The organism is Serinicoccus chungangensis (assembly GCF_001483745.1).
GTDB classification, from domain to species: Bacteria; Actinomycetota; Actinomycetes; order Actinomycetales; family Dermatophilaceae; genus Ornithinicoccus; species Ornithinicoccus chungangensis_A.
Genome location: NZ_LQBL01000028.1, coordinates 235,788 through 254,086, shown reverse-complemented (window position 1 = coordinate 254,086; position 18,299 = coordinate 235,788). Strand labels below are relative to the sequence as shown.

The following is an 18,299-nucleotide window of genomic DNA, read 5'->3' as shown; positions in this document are numbered from 1 at the left end:
GTGGGTCCGATCCCCTTTCCCCGATCAGGAGGTATGCATGAGCAACGTCACGGAGTCCGTGGACGTCGAGGTCCCGATCAAGGTCGCCTACGACCAGTGGACGCAGTTCGAGTCCTTCCCCCACTTCATGGAGGGCGTGGAGTCGGTCACCCAGGTCACCGACACCCGCAACCACTGGGTCGTCGAGGTCGGCGGCGCCACCCGCGAGTTCGACACCGAGATCAGCGAGCAGCACCCCGAGGAGCGGGTGGCCTGGGCCACCGTCGAGGGTGACACCAAGCACGCCGGCGTCGTGACCTTCCACAAGCTGAGCGACACCACCACCCGGGTGACCATCCAGATGGACTGGGACCCCGAGGGTCTGCTGGAGAAGGCCGGCGCCCTCGTGGGCGTCGACGACCGCCGGGTCAAGGGCGACGCCCAGCGCTTCAAGGAGTTCATCGAGGCGCGCGAGGTGCCGACCGGCGGCTGGGAGGGCGACGTCCCCCGCGACTGAGCCCCCTACCACGGCAGCGACCGGCGCCCGTCCCAGATCCCGTGGGGCGGGCGCCGGTCCGCGTGCTGCGTCCGCCGCCCGGTGGGGCTGTCGTCTCAGGCTGTCGCGAGCTCGGCGCTGCGGCGACGGGACAACGTCAGGTGCAGGGACAGGGCCGCGTAGTAGACGACGTAGGCCGCCGAGAGCGCGACCGCCCACCAGCTGGGCGAGGGGTACTGCGCCAGCACCACGGCATACAGGACGAACCACAGCGTCGTCAGCGTCATCGTGGGCCACCAGGCGGTCTCCGTGCGCGAGGGGTAGACGTAGCGGACGGGGACGAAGACGAGGACCGTGAGCACGAGCAGCGTGATGGTGGTGGCCGTCGGCCCGGCCCCGAGCACGACGAGGTAGAACGCCGCGATGTTCCAGTAGCTGGGGAAGCCGAGGAAGAAGTGATCGTCGGTCTTGGCGTCGCTGCGGCAGAACTGGAAGCACGAGGCCAGCAGCGGGACGGAGGCGACGACGCCGCCGAGCCAGCCGGCGGGCAGGAAGCCCGCGCTCCACAGCAGGATCATCGGCGCGAAGGCGTAGGTGATGTAGTCGACGATGTTGTCCAGCAGCGCGCCGTCGAAGCCGGGCACGAGCTCCTTGACCCGCCAGCGCCGGGCCGCGAAGCCGTCGGTGCCGTCGACGACCATGGCGGCGAGGAACAGCCAGAGCACCAGCTCCACCTCGCCGGCGTAGGAGAAGTGGACCATGAGCAGGGCCAGCACGACGCCGAGGGCGGTATACGCGTGGACGGCTGCTGCCGCCAGACGTGCGGTGGCGCTGGCGGCAGGTGAGGTCATGCCGAGACCCTAGTGGTCAGGTCGGCGGGGTGAGGGCGAGCAGCACCGAGGCGAGCTCACGCCACACCTCGGTGGGGGTGACCGGGACCAGGCGCAGGTCGGGGTCGGCCCCGACGATCCAGAGGCCGCTGTCGCGACCGTCGACGGCGGCGAGCATGAGGGGGGCGTCGTCCGAGCCCACGGCGGCCGCGACGAGGCGCCAGGCGCGGTCCGCGCCGAGATCGGCGCCCGCCCGTCCGACCGACGGCGTCCCGTGGGACTCGGCACCCTGCCCGACGTCCGCGGGACGCCGTGGCACACCTGCATCGGCGGGGGCCTCCTCACCCTGGGCGAACCACGCCTCCAGGTCGGCCTCGGAGACGGCCCGGGGCTCGCGGTCGGCGGGGGCGTGCGACCGGGGGGCCAGTCCGACCATCCGGGCCAGCGAGGCGGCCAGGTGGTCCGGCGGCAGGACGAGCAGCCGGCGGTCCTCACCGAGCCCCAGGTCGAGGAGCACGGCCAGGGCGTCCTCGCCCACCCACGCCTCGTGGGTGAAGACCCCGCCGGGGGTGGCGGTCTGCACCTGGACGACGGCTCGCGGGTCGCGCCCGGCCTCGAGGGCCTGCTCACCACCGGGGACGGTGGAGGCCACCTGGGCCAGCTCCGGGTCGACCTCCTCCGCTCCCGCCAGCCGTGCCCACGTGCCGGTGTCGACCAGCAGCGCGTCGCCCTCCACCCGCAGCGTCATCGGCTCGCTCCCCGGGGCAGGCGCAGGCTGGCGCAGCACGCCGACAGCTCCTCGGCCATCAGCGGGTAGCGCAGCACGTCGACGGTGGCGGTGAGGGTGAGGCCGAGGCCGTCGGCCTCGGTGAAGCGCTGCTCCAGGACCAGCGCCCGCCCCTCGGCGTCGACGTGGTGGGCCAGCCGGCTGCCGGCCGGTCGACCGTCGACCTCGTCGGCGTGCAGGTCGAGGACGAGGTAGTCGGACAGCTCCTGGGGCAGCAGGGCCTCGGTGCCGTTCTGCCAGTCGCGGAAGGAACGCCCGCCGGTGTCCACGGCGGTGAGCACCAGGTTGGCGCGCACGGTGCCGTCGGCCGGCTCGGGCTCGAGCACGACGAGCACCTCGGGACGCCCCGTGTCCTCGACCTGCCAGCCGTCGGGCGCCTCGAAGACCGCTCCCGACCCCTCGTGGGTCACCTTCACCTCGACCACCTCTTCTTGTCGAACCGCCGGGCGATGCGGCCGCGGGCCCAGGCGGGCACCGACCAGCGCGGGTAGGGGAGGGCCAGCGCCCCCCAGCCGAAGACCAGCCAGAGCCCCAGGGGCGCCAGGACCAGGGCCAGGAAGCCCAGGGCGGGCACGTCGGCGATCCAGGGGGACAGGCCCACGAGCAGGCTGAGCAGGCCCAGTCCGGGGAGGACGAACAGCGAGCCGCGGATGCTCGCCTCGCTCGGGCCGCGCAGCCAGGCGCGCGCCTGCTCGCCGCGGCCCAGGCGCTCCCAGACGGCGAGCCCGAGCAGCAGGACGCCCAGGGCCAGGCCGACGACGGACACCACGGTGGACACCACGGGGGTCACCAGGGCGTGATGTCGTCGATGAAGTCCCCGGCGCTGTCCAGGGCGTCCCCCACGCCGTCGGCGATGTCGCCACCGATGTCCTTGAGCTGGTCGCCGACCCAGGCGCCGGCCTGGGAGCCCACGAAACCGCCGATGAGCGCCCCCAGCCCGGCCCCGATGACGGTCCCCACCCCGGGCATGATCGCGGTCCCGATGGCCCCGCCCGCCCAGGCGCCCGCCTTCGCCCCGACGAGGGCGCCACCGGTCGTGGCCGCCGACACCGTGACGGTGCGGCCGACGCGCTCGTCGGTGGGGTAGTTCGCGCTCTCGTTCCACTCGTTCCACCCCGAGGTGGCGGCCGTGAGGACGGTGCCGCCGCGACCCAGCCAGCGACCGGCGGTGCTCCAGCGCGAGGCGTTCCCGCCGTGCCAGGGGCGTGCGCTGAAGTGCCCCCGCGGGTCGAAGCCGCGCACCCGCTGCCACGGGGAGAGTCCGCGGGCGGTGGGGAAGCGGCCGGCCCCGTGCCGCAGCCGCTGCCAGAAGCCCATGCGGGGGGAGACGACCCGGCCGGCGGCGTCGATGGGGCGGAAGTGGGAGTAGCGCTGGTCGGCCATCCAGCTGGCCACCGTCGAGGCACCGAACTGGACCTGCCCGAGGGTGAACAGCGTCATGCTCACCGAGCCCTCGCCGACCGGGGGCCGGAACCCCAACCAGGAGTCGAGGGCGGTCTCGCCGACGCTCGTCGCCGGCTGCGACACCGACTCCAGGGCCTCCCAGGCGCTCTGCGTGGTCAGGGTGCCGGTGGCCAGCGGGGCCCCGGTGCCGGAGACCCCCGTGGTGCCGTGCACGCGCAGCGCGACCTGGTCGGGGGTCAGCCGGGCGGCCCCGGGCACGAGGATCTCGGTGCCGGCGTCCAGGGCCGCGGCGGTCGCGGTGGCGTCCCGCTCCACCTCGTCGCGGATCTCCTGGGCCTGCTGGCGCAGCCGGGCGACCTCGCCGTCGACCTGGCCCTGCAGGGTGTCGTGCCCCTCGTCGTCGGTGCCCACCCCGTCCATCCGGTCCAGCTGCTGCTGCGCCCGCCGCTCGAGGTCCTCGATGTCCTCGATGGCGTTGCGCAGCCGGCGGGCATACCCGCTGACCTGCTCCTGGGCGGCGTCGACGACGCCCGAGGCGCCCCCGAGGGTGCCCGCGATGCCCCGACCGGCGTCCTCGAAGTCGCGGGAGCGGGTCGCGCGCCAGGTGCTCAGGGTCTGCTCGACCCCGCTCTCGACGTGGCCCTGCTCGGTGGTCAGGTCGCCGGACACCGTGGCCAGGGTGGTGGCGAGGGTGTCCAGGAGCGCGGGGTCGCCCTGGGGCGGCCCGAACCCGGCGACCATCAGCTCCCCCCGGCGGTGTCGATGTCCTGCGCGGCGGCGTCGGCGAGCGCGGCGGCGATCGTGGTCTGCGTGCCGGTGTCCTCGACCGCCGTGCCGACCGCCGACCCGAGGCGTCGTACGGCGGTGGAGAGGTCGGCATACCCGGCGCCGGAGCCCTGCACCTGCGCGAGCCCCCGCCCGATCTCCTCGACCCGTCCCCCGGTGCGGTGCAGCGCCCGCGCACCGGCGCCCATCTGCGCCGGATCTCCTCCTACGAAGCCACCCACGGTCTCCACGCCCTCCCTCCGTCATGAACCGACGTCGAGGATAGTGGCCGCTGCGACGGATCCCAAGCCGTGGCACCCTGGCGCCATGAGCGCCTCCACCCGCTGGGACGACGTCCGCACCCGCCTGGTCGACGAGCTCGCCACGCTCGACGACGGGGAGTCGCTGGTGCTGTCCGAGCCGGACCGGGCGGCCCCGCCGACCCGCCGCCGCTGGTTCGGCCTGGGTCGTCGCTCAGGGCCCGCCGCGACGGCGGGACGCTACGTGCAGGCATCGCGCCTCGGTGCCGACCTGCTCTGCGAGAGCGTCTCCGCCGCGTATGCCGACCTCACCCCCGAGCAGACCGCCGCGCTGCAGACGCAGGGGTGGTCGGACCCGGAGGAGCAGCCACGGGGGGTCACCTCGGAGAACCACGTCTACGTCGGCCGGGTCGAGGCCCCCGCCGAGAGCGCGGACATGCTCGTCGGTGCCCTGCGGGTCCTGGGGACCGGCGTGCCCGACGCGCGCTGGCGCTGGGACCGCGTCGCGTAGGGGAGATGCTGACCAAACCTTGACCTGAGACCGGCTGTGCGGTCGACGGGGCGCTGCTAGGTTGCTGCTGTAAGCGCTTTCGAAAGGACTCAGCGATGAAGCTGGCAACCGGCGCGGCCACCCTGGCTGCTCTCGCTATCACGGGCACGCAGGCGGCAGCCGCACCCCCCGACCCCAAGCCCTCCGGTCTGGAGGTGAGCACCGTCTCGAGCGCCCCCGACCTCGTCACCGCGGGGGACGCGCTGGTCGAGGTGTCGGTCCCTCGCACCGTCCCGCAGCACCGGGTGCGCGTCGACCTCGACGGCACCGACGTGACCGACGCCTTCGAGTGGGACGCGCAGCGGCGCGTGCTCGTCGGGGTGGTCGACGGGATGGAGCTCGGGGAGAACGTCATCACCGCCCGGCCACCGGGCCAGGGGCGTGCCGGTGACGCGCTCACCGTGGTGAACCACCCGGACGAGGGGCCGCTCTTCTCCGGGCCGCACGAGGAGCCGTTCGTCTGCGAGACCGACCTCTTCACGCTCCCGGTCGTCGGTGGCACCCTGGGCGAGCCGCTCGACGGCGACTGCTCGGTGCAGGACCGGGTCGACTACTTCTACCGGACCACCGCGGACGCCTACGAGGCGTGGCCGGCGGGCGCGACGGCATACCCGGCGGACCTCGCGACGACCACCACCACCGAGGGGGTCGAGGTGCCCTTCATCGTGCGGATGGAGACCGGCACCGCCAACCGCGGCATCTTCCAGCACACCACGCTGCACGACCCGCTGACCGAGGCCGAGCCGTCGCCGGTCGAGCGTGGCGAGGGGTGGAACGGCAAGGTCGTCTACACCCTGGGCGGTGGGTGCGCCGGCGGGTGGTTCCGCCAGGGCAACAGCACTGGCGGCGTCACCGATACGTGGATGCTCAGCCAGGGGTATGCGCTGGTCTCCTCCAGCCTCAACGTGTTCGGGCAGAACTGCTCGGACCTGCTGACCTCGGAGACCGCGCAGATGACCAAGGAGGAGTTCCTCCAGCGCTACGGCCGCGACGAGTTCACCATCGGCTTCGGCTGCTCCGGCGGCAGCTACCAGGCGCACCAGGCGGCCGACAACTACCCCGGGATCTTCGACGGCATCGTCGTCGGCTGCTCCTTCCCCGAGGTCGGCTTCGGCACGGTGAACTTCATCACCGACGCGCGGCTGCTGGACCACTACTTCGGGCAGACCGACCTCGCCTGGACCGACGAGGAGAAGCGGCAGGTCACCGGCTTCCAGACGCTGGCCACGATGAGCAACGTCGCGGGCGGCGCGCAGCGCATCGACCCGCGGGTGTTCTGCCCCTCGGTCCTGCCGGAGGAGCTGCGCTACGACCCGGAGACCAACCCCGACGGCGCCCGGTGCGACGTCTACGACCACACGGTCAACGTCTACGGCACCGACCCGGAGACCGGCTTCGCGCTGCGGCCGCTGGACAACGGCGGCATCCAGTACGGGCTCGCGGCCCTGCAGGACGGCACCATCACCGTCGACCAGTTCCTCGACCTCAACGAGCAGGTCGGCGGCTACGACCAGGACGGCGGCTTCCAGGACGCGCGGACCCAGGCCGACCTGCCCGCGGTCGCGGCGGCATACCGCACCGGGCGGCTGACGAACGGCGGCGGCGGGCTGGCGAGCACGCCGATCGTGGACTACCGCGCCTACTTCGACGAGCAGCCGAACGGCGACATCCACGTGCGCTACCACACGAACTCCATGCGGGAGCGGCTGCGCGCGGCCAACGGGTCGGTCGTCAACCACGTCAGCCTGCTCGAGGACGACCGCTATGGGCTGTTCAGCACCGGCAGCCCGCTGCTGCAGCACGGCCTCACGCAGATGGACGCGTGGCTGAGCGGGCTGGACCTCGAGGGCGAGCGGCCCACGCTGGCGGAGATCGGCGCGGCCCGGCCGGAGGCGCTCGTCGAGGGCTGCCAGACGCGGGACGAGGACCCGACCTTCGTCGCCGAGACGCTGGACCGGGACCCGGAGGGCACCTGCGAGCAGCTCTACCCCTCGGCGAGCTTCCCGCGCGAGGTCGCGGGGGAGTCGGTCAAGGCTGATGTCATCGACTGCCGGACGACCGAGCCGGCGCGTGGTGACTACCCGGAGATGAGCGACGAGCAGTGGGCGCGCCTGGGCGAGGTCTTCGCCGACGGCGTGTGCGACTACTCGGTGCCGGGTGTCGAGCAGCAGGGCCTGGCCGGGACCTGGCTGCGCTTCTGAGAGGTATGCGGTCTCGTGGCCGGTCGGAGACGTCTGCTCAGGATGTCTCCGGCCGGCCACGGTTGTGTCGATGAGGCAGGCCGGTGGACGCTCGCGACGTGCGGCCGGCCCTCAGGACCGGCTCAGGAGTTGCCAGGTCGGCCGCCGGCCTCGGCGATCTCCTTGATCCGACCCAGGGTCACCGGGATGCCCGCGTGCGCGGCGCGGGTGCGGACCTCGATCTCGTGCTCGGCCTGGTCGCCGTACTTCTCCCGGAACAGCTCGAGCCCGGCGGGCAGGAACTCCCACGACTCGGTGAGCCGGGTGCCGTCCTCGGACGGCTCCAGGGTGAAGCCCCAGCGGACGTAGGCCCCGCCGACGAGCCACGCGAACTCGCGGCCGCGCTCCGCGGCGACCACCTCGCTGCGGGTCTCCCAGGTGCGCTCGGCCGTCTCGTTGCGGCCGGTGAACCAGTCGCCGACCTCGCCGGTGGCGCCCTCGTCCCACCAGCAGCCGGTGCAGATCGGGCTCCACTCGCCGGTCCGGGTGACGTCGGAGACCAGGTCGTAGAGGTCCTCCGGGGTGGCGTGGACGGTGACCGACTCGGCGTGGGTGAGGGAGCTCATACCGCGATCGTCGCAGACCGGGGGCACCGGCCCGGGGCCGGCGGGCCCACCACGCCCAGCGCCTCCACCCCGTGTCGCCTCACCGCGCGAGCCTCCGGCCACGCTCCTAGCGTGGAGGGATGCGAGCACTCACATGGCAAGGACTCCAGGACGTCTCCGTCCAGGAGGTCCCCGACCCCGTCCTGCAGGACCCGACCGACGCGATCGTGCGCGTCACCTCGACCGCGATCTGCGGCTCCGACCTGCACCTCTACAACGTGCTGGCGGCCTACCTCCACCCCGGTGACATCCTCGGGCACGAGTTCATGGGCGTCGTCGAGCAGGTGGGCAGCGCCGTCGACACTCTGGAGGTCGGCGACAAGGTCATCGTCCCGTTCAACGTCAGCTGCGGGACGTGCTGGATGTGCGAGCGCGGCCTCTTCGCCCAGTGCGAGACCACGCAGAACGTCGACCAGGGCAAGGGCGCGAGCCTCTTCGGCTACACCGACCTCTACGGTGCGGTGCCCGGCGGGCAGGCCGAGCTGGTCCGCGTGCCGCACGCGGACTTCGGCCCGGTGCGCGTCGACCCCCAGCTCGCGGACGAGCGCGTGCTCTACCTCACCGACATCCTCCCCACGGCGTGGCAGGGGATCGAGTATGCCGACGTGCCCGAGGGCGGCACCCTCGCCGTCATGGGTCTCGGCCCGGTCGGGCAGCTGGCCGTCCGCGCGGCCCGGCACCGGGGCCTGCGGGTCATCGGCGTGGACCGGGTCCCGGAGCGCAACGCGCTGGCGGCCCAGTGGGGCGCCGAGGTCGTGGACCTGGACTCGACGAAGAACGTCGGCGACGCGATCCGGGACCTGACCGACGGGCGGGGCGCCGACGGCGTCCTCGAGGCGGTCGGCATGGAGGCGCACGGCAGCCCTGTGCTCGGCGCCGCGGTGTCGGCGGCCAAGCGGCTGCCCAAGCCCCTCGCCCGGGCCGCGATCGAGACGGCCGGGGTCGACCGGCTGGCGGCGCTGCACGCCTCCATCGACGCGGTGCGCCGCGGCGGGACGGTGTCGATCAGCGGCGTCTACGGCGGCATGGCCGACCCGATGCCGATGATGGAGCTCTTCGACAAGGGTGTGCAGATGCGCATGGGCCAGTGCCACGTGCGCCGGTGGACCGACGAGCTCTACGAGCTGGTCAGCGGCGCCGAGGACGTGCTCGGGCTGGAGGACCTGGCGACCCACCGGGTGCCGCTGGAGCAGGCGCCGGAGATGTACCAGACGTTCAACGACAAGCAGGACAACTGCCTGAAGGTCGTGCTCACGCCGTAGGGGCCGAGCCCGGGCCGCGCTGGTTGAAGCGCTTCGCGGCCCGGCGGCCCAGGGTGGTGAGCCGGCTCACCACGCCGGACCCCAGCTGCTGCGCCGCGGTCCGCCCGGTCACCGGGCGGGCCGCGTCGCGGTCTGCGGGGGTGCTCGGCAGCAACCGAGAGGTCAGGCCCATGACGCGGACGGTGGTGGCGGGCATGAGGCCGTGCACGCGCATGCCGATCTTGGCCAGCGGGGTGAGGACGACCATCGGGCGGCCGGCGAGGACGCCGTCGACCATCCGGCGCGCGGCACGCTCGGCGTCCATCGACAGCAGGGGGAGCGAGGCAGCGGGGGCGAACCAGGCATACTCCGCGGCGCGGTCGCCGGTGAACTGCGCGTTCTCGTGGGATCCGGTGCGCATGAGGCCGGGCACGATCGTCGTGGCGGTGACGCCGGTGCCGGCCAGCTCGCTCGCCAGGCCCTGGGTGAGGCCGGTGGCGCCGAACTTGGCGGTGGAGTAGGGGAGCAGGTGCGGCGGGGCGACGACGCCGCCGATGCTGGAGACCACGCCGAGCCGGCCGTGGCCGCGCTCGCGCATGCCGGGCAGCACCGACCAGAGGGTGTTGAGCGGGCCCATGAGCATCGTGCCGAGGGCCTGGTCGAAGTGGTGGAAGGTCATCGTCTCGGCTGGGCCGACCTGGATGATGCCGGCGACGTGGATGGCGACCTCGACCGGTCCGAGGTCGCTCTCGACCTGAGCGACCCACGCCTGCACGGCCTCCCGGTCGGCGACGTCGCACTCGTAGGCGTGGACGCGGCCGGCGTCCGCCCCGGCGTGCTCACGTGCCCGGGTCTCGGCGATCTCGGCGCCGCGCCGGGTCTCCTCGAGGTGGCGGGCGCAGACCGCGACGTCGTAGCCGCGCTCTGCGAGCTCCTCGGCGACCAGGAGCCCGAGGCCGCGGGAGCCTCCCGCGACCAGGGAGACGGGGCGGGGGGTGAGAGGGGTGCTCATGCCTCCACGCTAGGAGGCGGTGGGGTATGCCGCTTGCTGAGTCGGCGGGCTGCTCCTAGCGTGGGCGCACGATGTCCTGCCTGGGGACCGGGGAGGGAGATCACGTGCCCATCGAGCGCGCGGATGTTGGCTGCTGGGTGGTGCGCGGCAATGCCGGTGCACCCGATGCAGAGGTTCCGGTGACCGCCGGGTCGACCCCGACCCCCGGGACTGCGACCCAGGCCGTGCCTGAGCCCGCGCCCCAGGAGTGGTGCCTAGCGCGCACCTATCGAAGCCGCCTGGTCGAGCCGGGCGACCTCGTCGTGCGCTACCTCGGCGGCCAGAAGACGCCTGGCATCGTCGAGATCGGCCGGGTCACGCACGCGGTCGAGCCCCCGGCGGGTGACGAGAAACCGGTGGTGCACTACGCCGCTGTGACCCTGCGAGCGCCGGTCGCCCGGCAGGTGCTCAAGGACGACCCGGTCTTGGCTGGCTGCGAACTCATCAGACTCGGCCGGGCCGCCAACCCGCTGCACCTGACACCGGAGGAGACGCTGGCGCTCGCGACGCACGTGACGCCAGAGGATCTGGACCGCGCCGGGTGGCCCCAGGGTTGAACGACGACCCTCGCGCCCCTGATCAGCGCCCCCAGTCCGTCGACCCACTCAGCGCGTGGCCTCCCGGCGCGCGTCGAACGCTGCGCGCACCTCGCGCGGGATGCGCCCGCGGTCGGACACGGCATACCCGTGCTCGCGTGCCCACTGGCGCACCTCGCCGGGGCTTGCGGCGCGCGCGGAGGTGAGCGGGGTGGCCTCGGCCTCGACGTGGGTCTCCTCGCCGGCGTGGGCGAGCGCGGCGGCGAGGAAGCGGTAGGTCCACTCCTGGGCGAGCGCGCGGGTCTCGCAGAAGACGATGGGGACGGTGGGGAACCGGGCCTGGCACTCGCCGAGCGCGTCGGCGACGACCGCGGGGCGGACGCGGTCGAGCTTGAAGACGGCGGAGTAGCGGTCCTCGACGACGACGGCCGCGGTGGGGAGCGAGGAGAGGTCGGCGAGCAGGTAGCGCATCCGGCCGCTGGTCAGCGTCGAGACGAGGTCGACCAGGCTCTTGCGCTCGACCGAGGCGAGCACCCGACCGGCGACCTCGACCGCGTAGTCGCCGGCCGGGAGCCCCTCGCGGCGGGTGGTGACCTGCTGGTGGTCGAAGGACCAGGCATACCGCTCGTGGCTGTCGACGACGATCTCCAGGGTGGGGATGCCCGAACCCCGCGCCGTGGGGAGGCTCACCGCCGGCCGCGCCTGCCTGGCGGTGCGCGCGGTCTGCCAGAAGACCGCCTCCCGGCCGCGGGCGCGGGTCAGGACGAACTGTGAGCGGTTCTCCCGGCTGCGGTCGAGCACGAGGTCGATGCTCGCGCCGCGGCGCACGCACGAGCGGGTCGGCACGCGCTCCACGAGTTCGGGCTCGCTCGGCCAGCCGCTCGCGCGGTGGCAGTAGACCTTGCCGGTGCGCGGCCACGTCTCCTTGGCCTTGAGCACGATGCCGTCCGGCCCGAGCGGGATACGGAGCAGGTACGGCAGTCGCGAGCCGTCCTCGGGGTTGTGGGCGATGAGGAAGTCGTCCGGCACGAGGTCAGGGTATGCGGTCGCGCACCACATGGCGCGGCATCTGGACCGGCCCTTCGCCCGGCTCACGTCGCGGCTCCGGACCTGAGCCGGGCTCTCACCGCGGCTCACGCCATGTCCTTGGCCGGGCTCCCACAGCGGCTCACGCCGCCGCCTCGTCGGCGTCCCGCGTCATCGACCGGGCGCAGGCCGGTGGCCCGGCCCGCGTGGGGCCGGGTGTGGGGCGGGGTCATCGCAGTCTCCACCGGACACCGGTCTCGCTGACGTCGGCGGTGGTGTCGTGCTGGTGGACCCAGGTGTGGTGCCGGGGGCAGAGGAGGGCGTAGTTGCCCAGGTCTGATCGGCCGCCGAGGGCCCAGTGGACGACGTGGTGGGCGTCGCACCAGGTCGCGGGCACGTGGCACCCGGGGAAGGTGCACCCGCCGTCCCGGTGGGCCAGGGCCCGCCGCTGGCCCGGGGTGACCAACCGTTTGGCGCGTCCGAGGTCCAGGATCTGCCCGGTCTCGCCGAGCACGGCGGGGATGATGTCGGCCTCGCACGCCAGCTGGCGCACCTGGTGGGCCGGGATCGCCCCGTCGTGCATCGTGTGCCCGGCACCGCCCAGGGCACCACGCAGCTCCTGCAGCCCGATCGTCACCATGACCTGCGCCTTGGGTGTCGTGGGCTGCCCCTGCGTGCCGGCGACACCGCGCCGGAAGACCGTCATGAACGCGTCGTAGCGCCGCTGACCCGCCGTGCGGGTGTCCAGCTCAGCCAGTGTCAGCCCCTCACCCGGCGCGTCCTCGCGCCGCACCGGCGCGGCCAGAGGTGACATCAGCACGGCCCGGATGGCTTCGTAGTCGGCGTCGTTGCCCACGGTCACCACGAACCGGCGCAGCGACCCGTCCGCCAACGACGACTCGTGCACGTCCCGCAACTCATGCCTGGCCTGGGCGCGGGCGACCTGCTCCTTCTCAGACAGGCAGGTCGCGACCAGCTTGGACGTGATCCTGCCCAGGTCCTTCTCGTCGAACTCCTCCCGGCCCGCNNGCGGTCCGCGACGCCAGCCCCGGGCATACGCCCCGGACCCAGTCGACGTCGGAGAACCCGGCCTCCTGGTGCAGCCCCCGCCCCAGACCCTCCCGGGCCACCGCCACCAGCAGCGCGTGCGTCCGAGCCGCCACCCCGTCGAGGGCCCCCAGCACCTCACCCAGCTCACGCTCCTGCAACAACGCAGGCGACGCCAACGCCGACGCAGACCGCTCGACCGCGTCGACCAGACCACCCATGACGGCTACCGCGCCGTCGGCCTGACCGCCGGTCGCCTCGCTACCCCAGCTACCCCTCATGCGAACAAGTGTACGAGTGGGGTCTGACAGACCCTCTCCCTGCGACAGTGCACTTCGCTGAGAACCTGGAGCGGCCCGACCGCGTCATCCCCGCGCCGTCGAGTCGGCGGCGAGGACGTCGGACCGACCCCCCGAGGCCACGCTCGTCAGCTTCTACGCCGCGTCCCGACCCTGCCACGCGATGCGTTCCGACCCCGCAAAGCGCCGGGCCGGCAGCCTGGTCAGGACCTGAGCCCGGCCGGGACGTCCAGCAGCCCGCGGATGTCCTCGGCGCTCAGGGGCGCGCCCAGGGCGCCGCCGGCGTCGACGACCTTGTCGAAGAGCTCGCGCTTGTGCTCCTGCAGCTCGACGACCTTCTCCTCGATGGTGCCCTCGGCGACCAACCGGTAGACCATGACGGTCTTGTCCTGACCGATGCGGTGGGTGCGATCGACGGCCTGAGCCTCGACGGCAGGGTTCCACCACGGGTCGAGCACGAAGACGTAGTCGGCCTCGGTGAGCGTCAAGCCCGAACCCCCGGCCTTGAGGCTGATGAGGAAGACGGGGGCGTCCCCGTCGGTGAACTGCGCGATGCGCCGCGGCCGGTCCCGGGTGCGCCCGTCGAGGTAGACGTGCTCGATGCCCTCGGCCTGCAGGCGGTCCCGGACCACCCGCAGGAAGCGGGTGAACTGGCTGAAGACCAGGCACCGGTGCCCCTCGGCGGCGAGCTCGACCACCTGCTCCAGCAGGGCGTCGACCTTGCTGGGTCGGGCGGAGGCCGGGGCGTCGGGCACCACGAGGTGGACGTCGAGGCTGAGCTGGCGCAGCTTCGTGAGCGCGGCGAGGATCGCGATCCGGTGCCGGTCGACGTCGTCCAGCAGGCCGAGGATGCGCTGCCGCTCGCGCTGCAGGTGGGTGTCGTAGATGCGCCGGTGGGCGGGGTTCAGCGGCACCGAGACGACCTGCTCGATCTTCGGGGGCAGGTCGGCCGCCACCGACTCCTTGGTCCGGCGCAGCACGAGGGGGCGGATGCGGCGGCGCAGCGTGTCCAGCAGCTCGGGGGCGGCCCCCGACTCGATGGGTCGGCGGAAGACGGTGCCGAAGCGCTCCGGTGAGCTGAACAGCCCTGGAGCCACGATGGACAGCAGCGCCCACAGGTCCATGAGCGAGTTCTCGAGCGGCGTGCCGGTGACCGCGATCTTCACCGGCGCGCGCAGCCGACGCGCCACCTGGTAGGTCCGGGACCGGTGGTTCTTGACCGCCTGGGCTTCGTCGAGCACGACCCCGGCCCAGGCGCGCCCCACCAGCTGCTTCTCCTCGATCCGCAGCAGGGTGTATGACGTCACCACCACGTGCGCGCCCGCCATCACGTCGGTCAGCGGCTGGCCCGTGCGGCGCGTGGTCTGGGTGAGCGCCATCACGTCCAGGTGCGGGGTGAACCGCGCCGCCTCGCGCTGCCACGTGGCGAGGACGCTTGTCGGCGCGACGACGAGCAGCGGCTTCTCCGGGCTCAGCCGGCCCTCGGCCCGCAGCCGCTCGGCGGCGGTGAGGACCTGCAGGGTCTTGCCGAGCCCCATGTCGTCGGCGAGGATCCCGCCCAGGTCGTGGTCGAGCAGGAAGGACAGCCACCGGTAGCCGTCGAGCTGGTAGTCGCGCAGGGTCGCCTCGACGGTGCCAGGCGGGTCCGGGTGCGGCAGCTCCTCGAGGGCCAGCAGGGCTCCCACGGTGCGCTGCCAGCCCTCGCTCTGCTCGGTGACCACGCCGAGGGCGACGAGCTCCTCCCAGAGCCCGGCCTGGTAGCGGTTGATCCGCAGGTCGTCACCGTCGCCGTCGCCGTCGTCCAGGGCCAGGGCCTCCTGGACCAGCCGGTGCAGGGCGCGCAGCTCGTCGGTGTCCAGCCGGAACCACGACCCGTCCGGGAGCAGCAGCACCTCCTCGTCGCGGGTCAGGGCGGTGAGCAGGTCGCGCAGCGGCACCTCCTGGTCACCTGCCCGGACGCTGACACCCAGACCGAACCAGTCGCGGTCAGTGTTGTCGCCGGCCTCTCCCGTCCCGGCGGCGTCCGCGCCGTCCGCCGGCCCGAGGTCCCGGGTGGACACCTGCACGACCGGGCCGTCCTCGACCTCGGCGTAGGGCAGGGGCTCTCCGACGAGGGTGACGTCGATGTCGTCCCGCTCCTGCAGCGCCGGGAGGACGTCGCGGGCGAACTGCACGGTGGCCCAGCCGGTGAGCTCGGGCTCCAGGACCACCCCGAGGCGCGCCTTGCCGGGCAGGGGGATGCGCAGCCCGGGCGCCCTGTCCAGCACGTCGAGGCTGGAGAGCAGCGCCTCCTCGCGGTCGGTGTCGCGGACCACGGGCTGCTGGGTGGTGGGACGGGCGTCCTGCGGGTTGCGCGACGGACGCAGGGGGACGTCGTGGGTGACCTGGCCGACGGCATACCTGAACGTCCAGCGGAGCCGGGTGACGTGCCCGGGCTCGAAGGTGACCGTCAGCCCGAGGTGCGGCGGGCGTACCTCGGGGATGAGGACGCTGCCGTCGCTGGAGGTGAGGGTGGTGTGGCGGCGCAGGGCGGGGGAGTATGCCGTGAGGAAGCGCTCGGTGTCCGTCGCCGGCACCCGTAGCCGCCCGGCCTGGCCGAGCAGGGTGGTGACCGCCTTGCTGAGCGGACGGGTCAGCGGTGCGAGCACCATCCCGTGCTCGTCCCCGGCGGCCAGCCCGTGGCCGGGGTCACCGACCAGCTGCGGTGGCGCGGTGGCGCCGGGCAGGTCCACGACCGGGGCCAGGGTGATGGCCGCGTCGGAGTCCCTCGTGAGGTCGAGCGAGAGCTCGACCGGGTCGGCCAGCCGGACGGACCGTCGACCACGCCCGGTCACCAGGGCGACGCCGGCGTGGGCCGCGTCGCGCAGCAGCGGCCAGACGGCCGGCCCCAGAGCGGTGGCCTCGACCCACTCCCCGGGGTGGTACCAGTGCGGCGAGCGGGCCGCCTGTGCCTGCACGACGGCGGCCAGCGCGGCCCGGTGCCGGTCGTCGGTGCGGGCAGAGGCGTAGCCCCGGTGCAGGTCGGCCCAGGAGATCCCGGTCTGGATCCAGGCGCCCGAGGCTCCCCGGACCAACGGCTTCAGGCGTAGCCGGGTGGGGTGCGCGGTGGTGGCCTGGGCCAGCTCGACCTGCAGGGCGAGCGGCGTGCCACTGCGGTCCTCGGAGGCGGAGTCGAGCTCGGCCAGGACGGGCGCGAGCAGGTTCTCCCAGGCCGCGGAGGCTGGGGTATGCGGTGTGCCCGAGGCGGGGGTCGCGGCCCCTGCGGTGCGCTGCGCGTGCAGGATCACCGCCGCCGCGTGCTTGCACAGCGTGCCGACGGGGCAGGAACACGAGGTGGCCAGCCCCGCGGGCCGGCGGGCTCCGGCCTGCGACCAGACCGTGGTGGAGTATCGGCGGTTGCCGTAGACCGTGGCCCTCAGCACCCCGTCTCGGTCCTCCCGCAGATCGTGGACCGCACCCCGCCGCTGGTAGGTGACGGCCCGTTTCACCGTGGTCGTGCCGAAGACCCTGCTGAGGTCGTCGCGGCCCAGCTGCCGGATCCAGTCCGGTGCGACGAAGGCGGGCGGCGGGCCAGCCATGTGTGACTCCTCGAAGGTGTGCGGGTGGGACGCCGGGCACGAGAATATGGTGCCTGCCCAGGACGCCGAAGCCGCCCGCATTCCGCCACGTCGTCCGGCGGCTGCTGCCGAGCCCGCGCCAGAGCCGTCGTGCTGGCGGCATGTCCCGACGCTGTCAGGGGATTGGGCCACCCCACCAGGTGGGCGCCTCGTAGGCGTCCAGGGTCCGGTCGGCGGTGACGAGTGTGCAGGCCTCGACCAGGGACTGGGCGAGGAGGATCCGGTCGAAGGGGTCCCGGTGGTGCCAGGGGAGGTCTTGCACACCGTGGGCGTGTTCGGCGGAGACGGGAAGATGCTCGAGATCGAGGCCCATCAGTGCGCGGTACCAGTCGCCGTCGATGCGCAGCTTGCCCAGCGAGCGCTTGATGGCGATCTCCCACACGGACGCGGCGCTCACGATCACCGAAGACGAGGGTGAAGCCAGGGTGTCCGCGACGTCCTGGGGCACGGACCGCCGTTCGCCGAGCAAGAGCCAGATGACGACGTTGGTGTCGAGGAGCAGCCTCATGGCGTGTATGGCGCGAGGTCGTCCAGGGGCTCGTCGAACATCGGCGTCAGCTCACCGGGCAGGTCGCCCCAGATCTTCCGCTGCTTCGTCGTCATCGGCGCGGGGCTGAGCACGGCGACGCGAGTGCGGCCACGACGGATCACGACGGTCTCACCGGCCTCCACCTTGCGGAGCAGCCGAGAGAGGTGGGTCTTCGCCTCCTGGACCGTGACCTCCATTCGTGCAGGATAAGTCGACCAACCTGACCTGGTCAACCGCGGACCCTGCTGTCGTCTAGGCCGCGACGGATCGCCGTCGACCGGGGATGACCTCGGCGACACGTCAGCGGGACGCCGGGTCCGCGGTACCGCGCCCTCCCTGTCCCTCGCGGGGGTGCGGCGCGGTGGCGTGCCGGGCGGACAGGATGTGGGCGCGCATGACCGCCTCGGCCCACTCGCCGTCGCGGGCGCCGGCCGCCTCGACGAGCTCGGCATGGTGCTGCAGGCTGCGCTCCAGCGCCCTCCGGTCGTAGGTCCGGAAGGTCCGGGTGACGACGGCCGGGCGGAAGAGCGCCTGCAGCGCGATCGACAGGTGCCGGTTGCCCGCGCCGTCGACGAAGACGGCGTGGAAGGCGTTGTTGAGCGCGGTCAGCCCACCGGCGTCGTCGCCGTCGGCGACGATCTGCTCCATCTGACCGGCGAGGTCGCCCAGGTGCGCCACGTCGTCATCGGTCATGGTGGGGACGGCGAGGCGGGCGGCCACCGGCTCGAACTCCGCGCGCATCGCGTACAGCGCGGCGACGTCCTCGGGGGTCAGGGAGACGACCTGGGCGCCTCGGTGCGGCTCGATGTCGACGAGCCCCTCGGCCGCCAGGCGCTTGAGGGCGTCCCGCACCGGCGTGCGGCTCACGCCCAGGTCCTGTGCCAGGGACTGCTCGAAGAGCCGGTCGCCGGCCCGGATCTGCCCGTCGGAGATGCGGGCGAAGAGGGCGGCGTAGGCGCGCTCGGAGGAGTCGGCCCGGGAGGGCCGGCCGGCATCGGGCTCAGCGGTCACGACTCGCGACCCTACGCCCCACCCCA

General features: G+C 73.3%; 19 protein-coding genes. 5 read left to right on the top strand and 14 right to left on the bottom strand.

The window, feature by feature from the left end:
- Positions 1 to 37 precede the first annotated feature (37 nt).
- Positions 38 to 496 (top strand): SRPBCC family protein, encoded by a 459-nt coding sequence (locus AVL62_RS09750; protein WP_058891446.1) that lies wholly within the window; start codon positions 38 to 40, stop codon positions 494 to 496.
- A gap of 95 nt (positions 497 to 591) precedes the next feature.
- Here AVL62_RS09750 and AVL62_RS09745 read toward each other — a convergent pair whose 3' ends face one another.
- From AVL62_RS09745 to AVL62_RS09720, 6 genes are read right to left on the bottom strand one after another with little or no spacing between them, the layout of a single operon-like run.
- Positions 592 to 1,326: a CDP-alcohol phosphatidyltransferase family protein gene (locus tag AVL62_RS09745; RefSeq protein ID WP_058891445.1), complete on the bottom strand. Its 735-nt coding sequence runs from the start codon at positions 1,324 to 1,326 to the stop codon at positions 592 to 594.
- 16 nt (positions 1,327 to 1,342) lie between these two features.
- A complete protein-coding gene (locus AVL62_RS09740; RefSeq protein ID WP_161937874.1) occupies positions 1,343 to 2,053 on the bottom strand; it encodes a hypothetical protein in 711 nt (236 codons plus the stop codon).
- Positions 2,050 to 2,508, bottom strand: a complete 459-nt coding sequence (locus AVL62_RS09735) for a hypothetical protein (RefSeq protein ID WP_153011745.1) — start codon at positions 2,506 to 2,508, stop codon at positions 2,050 to 2,052. Before AVL62_RS09735 ends, AVL62_RS09740 begins: the two co-directional genes overlap by 4 nt.
- The gene (locus AVL62_RS17085) at positions 2,505 to 2,882 is read right to left on the bottom strand and encodes a hypothetical protein (RefSeq protein ID WP_058891442.1); all 378 of its coding nucleotides are present in this window, start codon (positions 2,880 to 2,882) and stop codon (positions 2,505 to 2,507) included. The genes AVL62_RS09735 and AVL62_RS17085 overlap by 4 nt, the downstream gene beginning before the upstream one ends.
- Positions 2,879 to 4,237, bottom strand: coding sequence for a hypothetical protein (locus tag AVL62_RS09725; protein WP_058891441.1), 1,359 nt, complete (start codon positions 4,235 to 4,237; stop codon positions 2,879 to 2,881). The genes AVL62_RS17085 and AVL62_RS09725 overlap by 4 nt, the downstream gene beginning before the upstream one ends.
- Positions 4,237 to 4,512: a hypothetical protein gene (locus tag AVL62_RS09720; protein WP_153011744.1), complete on the bottom strand. Its 276-nt coding sequence runs from the start codon at positions 4,510 to 4,512 to the stop codon at positions 4,237 to 4,239. Before AVL62_RS09720 ends, AVL62_RS09725 begins: the two co-directional genes overlap by 1 nt.
- A gap of 76 nt (positions 4,513 to 4,588) precedes the next feature.
- On the opposite strand from AVL62_RS09720, the gene AVL62_RS09715 reads away from it, so the two are divergent.
- Positions 4,589 to 5,032 carry a TY-Chap domain-containing protein gene (locus AVL62_RS09715; protein WP_058891439.1) on the top strand — a complete coding sequence of 148 codons (444 nt, stop codon included), beginning with the start codon at positions 4,589 to 4,591 and terminating at the stop codon, positions 5,030 to 5,032.
- 95 nt (positions 5,033 to 5,127) lie between these two features.
- Positions 5,128 to 7,272: a DUF6351 family protein gene (locus tag AVL62_RS09710; protein ID WP_058891438.1), complete on the top strand. Its 2,145-nt coding sequence runs from the start codon at positions 5,128 to 5,130 to the stop codon at positions 7,270 to 7,272.
- Between the two features lie 122 nt (positions 7,273 to 7,394).
- On the opposite strand, the gene AVL62_RS09705 is transcribed toward AVL62_RS09710, so the two are convergent.
- A complete protein-coding gene (locus tag AVL62_RS09705; protein ID WP_058891437.1) occupies positions 7,395 to 7,877 on the bottom strand; it encodes an SRPBCC family protein in 483 nt (160 codons plus the stop codon).
- A gap of 119 nt (positions 7,878 to 7,996) precedes the next feature.
- Here AVL62_RS09705 and AVL62_RS09700 point away from each other — a divergent pair, with 119 nt between their 5' ends.
- Complete coding sequence (locus AVL62_RS09700) at positions 7,997 to 9,178, top strand: zinc-dependent alcohol dehydrogenase (RefSeq protein ID WP_058891436.1); 1,182 nt, start codon at positions 7,997 to 7,999, stop codon at positions 9,176 to 9,178.
- Here the strand turns inward: AVL62_RS09700 and AVL62_RS09695 are convergent.
- The gene (locus AVL62_RS09695; RefSeq protein WP_058891435.1) at positions 9,168 to 10,169 is read right to left on the bottom strand and encodes an SDR family NAD(P)-dependent oxidoreductase; all 1,002 of its coding nucleotides are present in this window, start codon (positions 10,167 to 10,169) and stop codon (positions 9,168 to 9,170) included. The genes AVL62_RS09700 and AVL62_RS09695 overlap by 11 nt on opposite strands.
- Positions 10,170 to 10,273: 104 nt before the next feature.
- On the opposite strand from AVL62_RS09695, the gene AVL62_RS09690 reads away from it, so the two are divergent.
- Positions 10,274 to 10,765, top strand: coding sequence for an EVE domain-containing protein (locus tag AVL62_RS09690; protein WP_161937873.1), 492 nt, complete (start codon positions 10,274 to 10,276; stop codon positions 10,763 to 10,765).
- A 48-nt stretch (positions 10,766 to 10,813) separates the two neighbouring features.
- On the opposite strand, the gene AVL62_RS09685 is transcribed toward AVL62_RS09690, so the two are convergent.
- The 6 genes from AVL62_RS09685 to AVL62_RS09655 form a co-directional block, all read right to left on the bottom strand.
- Positions 10,814 to 11,773, bottom strand: a complete 960-nt coding sequence (locus tag AVL62_RS09685; RefSeq protein ID WP_058891789.1) for an ERCC4 domain-containing protein — start codon at positions 11,771 to 11,773, stop codon at positions 10,814 to 10,816.
- A gap of 226 nt (positions 11,774 to 11,999) precedes the next feature.
- On the bottom strand, positions 12,000 to 12,959 hold the full coding sequence (locus tag AVL62_RS16625) for an HNH endonuclease signature motif containing protein (RefSeq protein WP_235585646.1): 960 nt from the start codon (positions 12,957 to 12,959) through the stop codon (positions 12,000 to 12,002).
- 360 nt (positions 12,960 to 13,319) lie between these two features.
- Positions 13,320 to 16,694: a DEAD/DEAH box helicase gene (locus AVL62_RS09670; RefSeq protein WP_058891431.1), complete on the bottom strand. Its 3,375-nt coding sequence runs from the start codon at positions 16,692 to 16,694 to the stop codon at positions 13,320 to 13,322.
- A 154-nt stretch (positions 16,695 to 16,848) separates the two neighbouring features.
- A complete protein-coding gene (locus tag AVL62_RS09665; protein ID WP_058891430.1) occupies positions 16,849 to 17,241 on the bottom strand; it encodes a type II toxin-antitoxin system VapC family toxin in 393 nt (130 codons plus the stop codon).
- Positions 17,238 to 17,459 (bottom strand): type II toxin-antitoxin system Phd/YefM family antitoxin, encoded by a 222-nt coding sequence (locus AVL62_RS09660; protein WP_058891429.1) that lies wholly within the window; start codon positions 17,457 to 17,459, stop codon positions 17,238 to 17,240. The genes AVL62_RS09665 and AVL62_RS09660 overlap by 4 nt, the downstream gene beginning before the upstream one ends.
- A gap of 103 nt (positions 17,460 to 17,562) precedes the next feature.
- Complete coding sequence (locus AVL62_RS09655; protein ID WP_058891428.1) at positions 17,563 to 18,273, bottom strand: GntR family transcriptional regulator; 711 nt, start codon at positions 18,271 to 18,273, stop codon at positions 17,563 to 17,565.
- Between the last annotated feature and the right edge of the window lie 26 nt (positions 18,274 to 18,299).

Coding starts and splice junctions, on each gene's coding strand:
- AVL62_RS09750 (WP_058891446.1), top strand. CDS start 38: ATGAGCAACGTCACGGAGTCCGTGGACGTCGAGGTCCCGATCAAGGTC.
- AVL62_RS09745 (WP_058891445.1), bottom strand. CDS start 1,326: ATGACCTCACCTGCCGCCAGCGCCACCGCACGTCTGGCGGCAGCAGCC.
- AVL62_RS09740 (WP_161937874.1), bottom strand. CDS start 2,053: ATGACGCTGCGGGTGGAGGGCGACGCGCTGCTGGTCGACACCGGCACG.
- AVL62_RS09725 (WP_058891441.1), bottom strand. CDS start 4,237: ATGGTCGCCGGGTTCGGGCCGCCCCAGGGCGACCCCGCGCTCCTGGAC.
- AVL62_RS09715 (WP_058891439.1), top strand. CDS start 4,589: ATGAGCGCCTCCACCCGCTGGGACGACGTCCGCACCCGCCTGGTCGAC.
- AVL62_RS09710 (WP_058891438.1), top strand. CDS start 5,128: ATGAAGCTGGCAACCGGCGCGGCCACCCTGGCTGCTCTCGCTATCACG.
- AVL62_RS09705 (WP_058891437.1), bottom strand. CDS start 7,877: ATGAGCTCCCTCACCCACGCCGAGTCGGTCACCGTCCACGCCACCCCG.
- AVL62_RS09700 (WP_058891436.1), top strand. CDS start 7,997: ATGCGAGCACTCACATGGCAAGGACTCCAGGACGTCTCCGTCCAGGAG.
- AVL62_RS09695 (WP_058891435.1), bottom strand. CDS start 10,169: ATGAGCACCCCTCTCACCCCCCGCCCCGTCTCCCTGGTCGCGGGAGGC.
- AVL62_RS09670 (WP_058891431.1), bottom strand. CDS start 16,694: ATGGCTGGCCCGCCGCCCGCCTTCGTCGCACCGGACTGGATCCGGCAG.
- AVL62_RS09665 (WP_058891430.1), bottom strand. CDS start 17,241: ATGAGGCTGCTCCTCGACACCAACGTCGTCATCTGGCTCTTGCTCGGC.
- AVL62_RS09660 (WP_058891429.1), bottom strand. CDS start 17,459: ATGGAGGTCACGGTCCAGGAGGCGAAGACCCACCTCTCTCGGCTGCTC.